At 41.5% G+C, this 9,874-nt stretch carries 9 protein-coding genes; 3 read left to right on the top strand and 6 right to left on the bottom strand.

Annotated elements, in window-relative coordinates:
- The first annotated feature begins 183 nt into the window (after positions 1 to 183).
- A complete protein-coding gene (locus N6A79_RS13010; protein ID WP_268546267.1) occupies positions 184 to 1,686 on the top strand; it encodes a tryptophan 7-halogenase in 1,503 nt (500 codons plus the stop codon).
- A gap of 131 nt (positions 1,687 to 1,817) precedes the next feature.
- Positions 1,818 to 2,741, top strand: a complete 924-nt coding sequence (locus tag N6A79_RS13005) for a YihY/virulence factor BrkB family protein (RefSeq protein ID WP_268546266.1) — start codon at positions 1,818 to 1,820, stop codon at positions 2,739 to 2,741.
- Positions 2,742 to 2,751: 10 nt separating this feature from the next.
- Here N6A79_RS13005 and N6A79_RS13000 read toward each other — a convergent pair whose 3' ends face one another.
- The 6 genes from N6A79_RS13000 to ccmA form a co-directional block, all read right to left on the bottom strand.
- Positions 2,752 to 3,306: a hypothetical protein gene (locus N6A79_RS13000; RefSeq protein ID WP_268546265.1), complete on the bottom strand. Its 555-nt coding sequence runs from the start codon at positions 3,304 to 3,306 to the stop codon at positions 2,752 to 2,754.
- Between the two features lie 467 nt (positions 3,307 to 3,773).
- Entirely contained in the window at positions 3,774 to 4,346 is a 573-nt protein-coding gene (locus N6A79_RS12990; protein WP_268546264.1) for a DsbE family thiol:disulfide interchange protein, read from the bottom strand.
- The gene (gene ccmD / locus N6A79_RS12985; RefSeq protein ID WP_182418039.1) at positions 4,343 to 4,531 is read right to left on the bottom strand and encodes a heme exporter protein CcmD; all 189 of its coding nucleotides are present in this window, start codon (positions 4,529 to 4,531) and stop codon (positions 4,343 to 4,345) included. Before ccmD ends, N6A79_RS12990 begins: the two co-directional genes overlap by 4 nt.
- The gene (locus N6A79_RS12980; RefSeq protein ID WP_182418038.1) at positions 4,528 to 5,295 is read right to left on the bottom strand and encodes a heme ABC transporter permease; all 768 of its coding nucleotides are present in this window, start codon (positions 5,293 to 5,295) and stop codon (positions 4,528 to 4,530) included. Before N6A79_RS12980 ends, ccmD begins: the two co-directional genes overlap by 4 nt.
- Positions 5,296 to 5,365: 70 nt before the next feature.
- Positions 5,366 to 6,031: a heme exporter protein CcmB gene (gene ccmB, locus N6A79_RS12975; protein WP_268546263.1), complete on the bottom strand. Its 666-nt coding sequence runs from the start codon at positions 6,029 to 6,031 to the stop codon at positions 5,366 to 5,368.
- A complete protein-coding gene (ccmA, locus tag N6A79_RS12970; RefSeq protein ID WP_268546262.1) occupies positions 6,028 to 6,672 on the bottom strand; it encodes a heme ABC exporter ATP-binding protein CcmA in 645 nt (214 codons plus the stop codon). The genes ccmB and ccmA overlap by 4 nt, the downstream gene beginning before the upstream one ends.
- A 422-nt stretch (positions 6,673 to 7,094) precedes the next feature.
- Between ccmA and acnA the strand changes: the two genes are divergently transcribed.
- Positions 7,095 to 9,791, top strand: coding sequence for an aconitate hydratase AcnA (gene acnA / locus N6A79_RS12965; RefSeq protein ID WP_268546261.1), 2,697 nt, complete (start codon positions 7,095 to 7,097; stop codon positions 9,789 to 9,791).
- The last annotated feature ends 83 nt before the right edge of the window (positions 9,792 to 9,874 follow it).

The raw sequence follows: 9,874 nt of genomic DNA, 5'->3' as shown, positions 1-9,874 counted from the left end.
ATGATCTTGCCCTAGCTATAATGGTTGCAAGCATAATCCTTATTCGCATTCTATTTTATCTATCATTTATTGGACGTTTCAAAGGTGTGCTGTTTAAGGTGTCGGTGATGCTGCCCCAAAGAGGCAAAATCACGGTCTTTAATTATTCAAATTTTCGATAAATTTTGAGGAAAGGCCAATATTGTGTTGGACTTGCGTTCTATCAAAAAAGTAGCAGTTATTGGTGGTGATATTGCTGCATGGCTTGCCGCTTTAACATTTCGCCGGCTATTTGGGCCTTTGGTTGAGATCACCGTTTTTGACGACGACACACAACCAATTGGAGATATGTGCGAGGGAGGTTTGGTCAACCTTTTATCCACATTGCAGCGAAACCAAATTCAGATGGATGAGTTTTACAGCACAGTTGATGCCACCTTTAAAATTGGGACAAAATTTGAAAATTGGCGTTCAAATGGTGAAAATGAAGCATATTATCATTTATTCCCTAAAAAAGATGCCAATGTACCAGAATTGACGCTAGAAGCTTTTGGAACCAATCCCTTATTGATTTCGCGCATTGCAAGCTTGCAAAATCTGCACGATTTTTTCCCAGGATTTAAATTAATTCAACAAAATGCTTCACAATATGATGCCGCTGCTGAGTTGCAAACTGCCAATACTGGATTGGCGCTTTCCTTTCATTTTGATCGTTATAAATTTAAAAATTTTTTAAAAAGCAAAGCGCTCAACAGAAATATTAAACAAAGCGCGATTGACGTTCGACAATTATTATTGTCAGAAAACGGCAATGTTGTAGCGATTAAAACCGATGAAGCTGTTTTGCCAACTGATTTCGTCATTGATGCATCGAGCATGAAAAGGTTAGGTATTGGCGCGACCTATGGCCAAAATTGGCGCTCCTTTAGCGACCAGTTGATCAATGATAAAGCTGTGACCTTTTCCCTTCGGCAAAAAAGTAAAAATCCGCAATTCTTTACAACTGCTCGCGCAATGAAGTCTGGCTGGATTTGGCAATCGCCGTTAAGACAGCACATTGGTGCCGGCTATATTTTTTCAAGCCGCCATAGCAGTGCAGACCATGCAGCCGATGAAATAGAAGCTTTATTTGGCAATTCCGTTACATTCGAAGGTGTTTTAAATTTTAATCAAGGTAATTTTGAACGCATATGGTGCAATAATCTTATTGCTCTTGGGGCTGCTGCAGGCTTTGTCGAGCCTTTAGAGGCAGCTTCCATTGGTCAAAGCTTAGAAACTTTGCGCAATATTGAGCGCATCATTAATAATTGCCGCGGCGTTATTGGTCAAAATATTATCGATGGATTTAATATTGCTAATAATCAAAGTTGGAATGAAATTTGCGATTTTTTACGCCTCCATTATGATACACCGCGCGATGATACAGCCTATTGGCGTGATGTCCAATATTTGCCACGCTCACCGCAATATCAAGAATTTTCGGCTTGTTGTGCGCAGCGTGTCCCACGGGTGATTGATATTGAAGCTTATACAAGCAATAGCTGGTTGCCGATTTTCCATATTATCAATTGGTTGCTGGTAGCGGCGCCTCTTGGGATTATCAATCCCCATGCTGCCCGTGCAGAATTGGAAACCTTGCCTGAAGATTTTATCAAGCAACATATCCAACCTTATCTTAGCCGTTTGCAAAATGGTAAAAATAATTGACATTCAGCGAAGTGATTTCAAAATTAACAAAAATTTTTTACGAGTTTTTAGCCATTTTGTTAAAAATAGTTTAAGGTTGCCGGACAAAATTGGTGTAATGCATCAAGGTAAATATCTTTTGAGGTTGCAATATGGCAGAAAAAGACGAAGAACGCGTTGGTTGGTTTAAATATTGCTGGCAAATACTTTTTAATGCCATTGGGCATTATTTTACTGAACAGGGTTCTGCTTTCGCTAGTTATGTCGCACTTTCAAGCCTCATGGCGTTTTTTCCCTTTTTGATTTTTGCCACCGCCTTAGCGAGCTTTTTGGGTGCGCAAGCCTATGCAGCGACGAGCGTTACCTATATTTTGGAAATGATGCCTGATGCGTTGAAACAGCCAATTGGCAAGGAAATTACCAATGTTTTAACGGTTCAGCGCGGCGGATTATTGACCCTTTCGGCGATCGGTGCGGCCTATTTTGCCTCTAATGGCGTCGAAGCTTTACGCACAGCGCTTGATCGTGCTTACCGTGTAAAAGATAATCGTACCATTATATTTTGCCGCTTACAAAGTCTTGTCTTTGTGATTATTGGCACGATAGGGCTTATGGCTATCAGCTTTTTGCTAGTTCTTGCACCTCTCGTAATCGCCATTGCACAACGCGAAGTACCAGCACTTGCGCCTTATGTCGGTACAATCCGCTTTTGGCGATATTTCATTGCTATTATTATTCTATTGGTGACCTTAGTTACCGCCCATAAATGGCTACCTGCTGGAAAACGCAAATTGGTGGATATTTTGCCGGGTATTGCCTTTACCATTATTACATGGTTGGTGGCATCGATGCTTTTTGCGCAATATCTTGCAACCTTTGCTAATTATGTTTCAACCTATGCAGGTCTTGCCTCGATCATGGTGGCAATTATTTTCCTCTATATCATCGCCTCAATTTCTATTCTTGGCGCCGAGATTAATGCTGCCATCATGTTTTATCGCAACCGCCCTCAGCAACCAGGACAGGTGATAAAGGCAACCCATATGGCAAATGCCAATAATGTTGAGGGAATTTAATCTTTAACGTTCATTTATAAATTTCACGCTCCAAAATATTAATTGATTTGGAATAACTTTTATTTTGGTATTCAAGTGAATATGTTATAGATTTAATACGACTTTTACAAGTAACGTGTTGATATTCAAATTTATCTAAGATGTATCCACTGATTAACTTAAATTTGGGTAATGCTCTTAGTTTAAATTCATCGTTTAAATAATCTTTTTTAATTGTAAGATAGCATATATCATTTTGTTGTTCATTATTTAAAATATATTTTTCATAATGTTTATTAATGAACCCAAATTCTACTTCATACTCATATAAAAAATCAGATTCTTTTCCGGTATTAACAAAATTGGCGATATATATTCTGTTAATATTATCATTAAAATTAATTAACTTTTTATTCATTCTACTGTAATTTCGAAAAACCTTACTATTATATTTATAAGATTCATAACTAATATGAGTAATATCCAATCCCATATCAGCAAATATTTCATTTGCTTGGTCGTTAATTATCTTGAATTGACTATCTTTGCGGATAGTGCCCCAAAATATATATGAATGAAATAGCATAATCATTAATCCTATAAGTGTAAATTAGGTATCGTTTTAACTCTACCTGAACCGAAAACTACCTTGCCACCTTCACAGCATGCTGTGATTTGACTACCTGCATTTTTCATTTTATTTACCAATTTCCTTGCGGCATCAGTTTTACTCGGAACTTCCCGCGTTGTAGCAAATATTATTCGTAATTTGTATTAACGTAAAAAATATGAAAACTTGAGACTATGCCTGCCTATTTTAGGGAGCCATAGATGCTAGCAAAATTAAAGAATAAATTATTTCATCGTGCAGGGAATGATTTTAAAGGTTGCCACTTTGATGCAATAATCATTCTTCAAGCTATCAATTGGTATTTGCGTTATTGTTAGAGCTAAAGATATTGAAGAGCTATTATTGGAGCGCGGTATCAATGTTGATCATAGTACAACCAACCGTTGGTTAAATACAAAATGATGATGGATTGATAGGCGCTGTTATTGTAGCGCCTTTTCAATTTCAGGCATCAAGGTTTTGGCTAAATTATCTGGCATGATTGGGCCAATATGCTTAAAAACTATTTTACCCTCGCGGTTTAAAATAAAAGTTTCAGGCGGGCCATAAACACCCCATTCAATAGCGGCGCGGCCGCGTGGGTCAAAGCCAATTATTTTAAACGGATTGCCAAAAGCGCCAAGAAACCGAGTGGCATTTTCTTGATTATCTTTAAAATTAATCCCAACAAGGTCAAAGCGAGAATCCTGGGCAAGGGTTAAAAGTTGTGGGTGCTCTTCGCGGCAGGGGGGGCACCATGAACCCCAAAAATTTACTAAGGTAACACGGCCCTTAAATTGTGCCGGGTCAAATATCTCGCTAGTTGGTTCGCGTAAAGCCAATATTGGCAATTGCGTTTGTGGTGCTTCTTGTCCTGCCAAAGCATTGGGCAATGAATTGGCGGTATCAGGATTGTTTGAAGTAATGCGGATAAGGGCGATGGTCGCAAAAAGCATAAAAGCAGCAAGCGGAATAAACAGTGCAAGGCGGCGCTTAGGGCGTTGATTATCACTCATGGTTGATCATCTTGTAGGCTTGCTGAAAGAGGCTTTTTGTTTTTTTGCCGCCTTGGGTCAACAGCTTCTAAGAGAGCTATTTTGCGACTTAAAATACGACCGCGCCAAATAATTGAGATTGTAAGGACGATAATGCCAAAAGCTGCTGCGCCATAGGCGGCAAGTATAAAGGCTAAATGGTTCATGCAGCTTCCCCTTTGATTGAGCGATTCTGGCGGGCTGCCTTTTTTTGTAAATTAATCAGGCGGCGATTTAAGACCTCATTGCGCATCGCCATAAGATGTAAGGTAGCAAATAGAAACGATAAAGCAAAGGCCATCACTAAAAGCGGCCAAAGCAGCGATGATTCAATTGCCGAGCCACCACTGCGTAAAAGCGAGGCTGGTTGATGAAGGGTATTCCACCAATCAACTGAAAATTTAATCAAGGGAATATTGATAAAGCCAACCAAGGTTAAAATTGCACTGGCGCGGGCAGATTTGCTAAAATCATCAAAAGCATGAGATAAAGCAATGATGCCAAGGTAAATTAAAAACAATACCAACACAGAGGTTAGCCTTGCATCCCATACCCACCATGCGCCCCAAGTTGGCCGCCCCCATATCGAACCGGTTAGCAGACAAAGGGCGGTAAATACCGCGCCAATCGGCGCTGCTGCGATGATGCTAACATCGGCTAAAGGATGTCGCCAGATAAGAGCGCCAAGCGCCGAAATGGTCATTACAGTATAGCAAAGCATGGAAAGCCAAGCAAAAGGCACATGGATAAACATGATTTTAACCGTTGAGCCTTGCTGATAGTCATCAGGAGCGGTGAAAACAAGGTATAACCCAATCACTAAGCCAATAATGCTTAGTATAGCAAACCAAGGTAAAAGCTTTTTTGAAAGCTCCATAAAATAGGTAGGGGTGCCAAGTTTTTGCCACCAGCTTTGCTTTGTCATGTCCATATGCTTACTTCAATTCTGTTTTATAGAATCATTTTAAGTGTTTAATAATATAACTGCAATGATAACTTGCTTATTCCGACAAATATTTAAGGGTAAATGTTGCAGCAATTGACCCAATGAGACAAAATATCAGGCTAAAAGCGCTAAGAAACATCAAAGGTGCCATTAAACTATCGGTTGGCGAAAAAATGCTATTAGCCGCACCAACACCAAAAATCATAATTGGCATGGTTAGTGGTAACACAATCACCGAAATAAGCATGCCTCCTCGCGGCAAGCTAACGCCAAGGGCAGCCCCAACTGCACCAATGAAGGTAATGGCTGGTGTGCCAAGAATAAGGGTTAAAACAACAATCAAGATTGAATAAGGTTCAAGATTAAGGAATAGGGCAAAAAGCGGTGCAACAATAATCAGCGGTAATACCGTGCCAATCCAATGGGCAATGGCTTTGCTAAAGACGATGAGCGCTAGGGTGGTAAAATCTTGCCCCATAATGATAAGATCAAGACTACCATCTTGGGCGTCTGTCTGAAACATTCGTTCAAGGCTTAATAAAATTGATAAAAGCGCACCAACCCATACCATGCCAGCACCAATTTTTCGCAAGACCTCTGGATCAGGGCCAACGGCAAAAGGCACAATGGTTGTTACAGCCAAAAAAAACAGCAGTGAAATAATAATGCTATTACCTGCACCAAAGCTTAGTTTAATATCGCGCCAAAAAAGAGCTGTCATTTTATGGCCTCATCATTACCGGTAAACGGTTCAAGAACAAGATTATGGCCGGTATCTATGCCAAGGGGTAAATGGGTCGCCGCGATAATCATACCCTTATTATCGAGATGCTCTTGCATCAAAGCTGAAAATATATCACTCGCCGCACTATCAAGGCCGCTGGTCGGCTCATCAATAATCCATAAAACCCGATCATCAAGCAATAGCCGACAAATGGCAATACGTCGGCGTTGGCCGGTAGAAAGTACTCCAAAGGGTAGGTTGATCACATGGCGAAGATTAAGCCTATCAAGGGCATTTTCGATCAAACTCTGTATGGCTGATGCTGTGAGTGATGGCTGGTAAAAACGCGCCCAAAATTTAAGGTTGGCAGCAACGCTTAAATGAGGCTTCATAGCATTTTTTTCCCCAAGATAATGGGCAAAAGGCGCCACTTCAAAATGAGAAACACCATCAAAAAATTTTATTGTCCCGCATAGAGGTGATAAAAGTCCGGCAATGATTCGCAATAGGGTGGATTTTCCTGCGCCATTCGCACCGGTTATAACCAGTATTTGATTCTCTTCTAACAAAAAATTGACTGAAGAAAACAAGATTTCGCCGCCCCGCTCAATACAAAGATTTTCACCAATAAGCTGCATTCTATCCTCTGTCACTGGGCGTTTTTTGGTTGGAGTTTTGAAAAATTTGCCCAATTTAAACAATTAAAGACTTGGTTTAACGGTATTTTCCGAAAAAGGCTAGTTTTGCTCTTTTAAAATCACTTTAAAATACTTATTACAAACAATAGAGGTGGAGGAATTTTTATTGAGTCATTCGTTTTTGAATATTTAACTCTGGAACAGTTCCAAAAAAACCTCTATAAGAAGAACAGTCATGCCAGCGGTCGGCGTGGTTGACGATTTTGGGCCGATCTCCCAATCTAATTTTTAAAAACAATATTTTAAAAATCTTGGTTGAAAGGGGCGGACAGCGGAAATGACTGCACCCGCACCTCGCTTGTAGCCTTGACCTGCAGTGAGTTGGTTCGTTCTCTGGCCCGCAAGCATAAGGACGAACAGTCGTGTCGCAAGTTGATAGTTTTAAATGCCGCAAAACACTTGATGTTGATGGCAAAGAATATGTTTACTATAGTTTAATTGAAGCTGAAAAAAATGGTCTTGAAGGGGTTTCAAAACTGCCTTTTTCCATGAAAGTGCTTCTTGAAAATCTTTTGCGTTTTGAAGATGGTCGCTCGGTCAAGAAAGAGGACATCGAAAGCGTTGTCAAATGGCTTAATGATAAGGGCAGTGCAGGGGCAGAAATTGCCTATCGCCCAGCTCGTGTATTGATGCAGGATTTTACTGGTGTCCCTGCAGTGGTTGATCTTGCTGCCATGCGTGATGCGATGGTTAAGCTTGGCGATGATCCTGAATCTATTAATCCTTTAGTACCGGTTGATCTTGTGATCGACCACTCGGTTATTGTTGATGATTTCGGCAATCCACTCGCATTTAAACACAATGTGGACCTTGAATATGAGCGCAATGGCGAACGCTATCGCTTTTTGAAATGGGGTCAGCAAGCCTTTAAAAATTTCCGCGTTGTGCCCCCAGGTACGGGTATTTGCCATCAGGTGAATGTGGAATATCTTGCCCAATCAGTTTGGATCCGTGAAGATAGCGGCGAAACCGTTGCTTATCCTGATACTTGCGTTGGTACCGATTCCCACACCACCATGGTCAATGGTCTTGGTGTTCTTGGATGGGGTGTTGGCGGCATTGAAGCTGAAGCAAGTATGCTTGGTCAGCCTGTATCCATGCTGCTTCCAGAAGTTATTGGCTTCCGTCTTACCGGTAAAATCCGCGAAGGCATTACCGCAACCGATCTGGTTTTGACCGTAACCCAGATGTTGCGTAAAAAAGGCGTTGTAGGCAAATTTGTTGAATTCTTCGGCCCCGGCCTTGATCATTTGACCCTTGCTGACCGTGCGACTATTGCTAATATGGGCCCTGAATATGGCGCAACCTGTGGCTTCTTCCCAATTGATAGCGAGACCGTACGTTATCTTACCATGACGGGTCGTGACGAACATCGCATCAAGCTTGTTGAAGCCTATTCGCGTGCGCAAGGGCTATGGCGTGAAGCTGGCATGGCTGATCCAATCTTTACCGATGTGGTTGAATTGGATATCAGCACCGTTGTTTCATCAATGGCTGGCCCTAAGCGTCCTGAAGGGCGTATGCCAATTGAAGATGTTGGTGCTAATTACGATATCGCGCTTGAAAATGAATATAAGAAAACAACAGGTCAACAGGATCGCTATCCAGTTGAAGGTGAAGATTTCGATCTTGGCCATGGTGATGTGGTAATTGCCGCAATCACTTCTTGCACCAATACATCAAATCCAAGCGTTTTGATTGCTGCAGGTCTTTTGGCTCGTAATGCAGTTGCCAAGGGGCTGAAAGCTAAGCCTTGGGTGAAAACCTCGCTTGCTCCAGGTAGCCAAGTGGTTGAAGCCTATTTAAAGAGTTCAGGCTTGCAAAAAGATCTTGACGCGCTTGGTTTCAACCTTGTTGGTTTTGGTTGCACCACTTGTATTGGTAATTCAGGCCCATTGCCTGCGCCAATTTCAAAAACCATTAATGATAAGGGGCTTATTGCGGCGGCGGTTCTTTCCGGTAACCGTAACTTTGAAGGCCGCGTATCACCTGATGTTCAGGCAAACTATCTTGCAAGCCCACCACTTGTTGTCGCTCACGCGCTTGCAGGTACCGTGCGCAAAGATTTAACCAAGGATCCAATTGGTACCGGTTCTGATGGGCAACCTGTTTATCTTAAAGACATTTGGCCATCATCGAAAGAGATCCAAGAATTTATTGAAGAAAATATTACACGTAAGCTATTTTCGGAAAAATATGCCGATGTTTTCAAGGGTGATATTAACTGGCAGCAAGTAAAAGTGCCAGAAGGTAAAACCTATGCTTGGGATGATAATTCAACCTATGTGCGTAATCCGCCTTATTTTGAAAATATGCCACACGTACCAACCGCAGTAAAAGACATTGAAAAGGCACATATTCTTGGTCTTTTTGGCGACAAAATTACTACCGACCATATTTCACCTGCAGGCTCGATTAAGGCAGATTCGCCAGCTGGCCGTTATCTTATGGAACATGGTGTAAAGCCTGCAGATTTTAACCAATATGGTACCCGTCGTGGTAACCATGAAGTTATGATGCGCGGTACTTTTGCCAATATTCGTATTCGCAATTTCATGCTTGGTGAAAACGGGCGTGAAGGTGGTTACACTATTCATTACCCATCTAAGGAAGAAGAATCCATCTATGATGCAGCCATGCAATATAAGCATGAAGGCGTTCCATTGGTGGTATTTGCCGGTATTGAATATGGTAATGGTTCATCGCGCGACTGGGCAGCTAAGGGCACCAATCTTCTAGGTGTGCGTGCGGTTATTGCCCAATCATTTGAGCGTATCCACCGTTCCAACCTAGTTGGTATGGGTATTGTGCCTTTTGTTTTTGAAGAAGGTACGAGTTGGAAAACTCTTGGGCTAAATGGTGAAGAAACTGTCACTATTGAGGGGTTGAATGAAATCAAGCCACGCCAGATGACCAAGGCAACCATCACTTGCGGTGATGGCAGCATTAAGGAAGTACCACTTCTTTGCCGTGTTGATACGCTAGAAGAGCTTGATTACCTCCATAATGGCGGTATCTTGCAATATGTTTTGCGCAATTTGGCCAAGCAAAATAAATAACGGTGATAATAATCAGGCGGACTAAATGTCTGATGCTGTTGCACTGAATGAAGGCATGTATTGGAAACATTACATGCCTTTTT

The sequence above is a fragment of the Bartonella sp. HY761 genome, from assembly GCF_026743145.1.
Lineage (GTDB): Bacteria > Pseudomonadota > Alphaproteobacteria > Rhizobiales > Rhizobiaceae > HY038.
The sequence above is the reverse complement of the archived record's forward strand: the minus strand, read 5'-3'. Positions and strand labels throughout refer to the sequence as shown.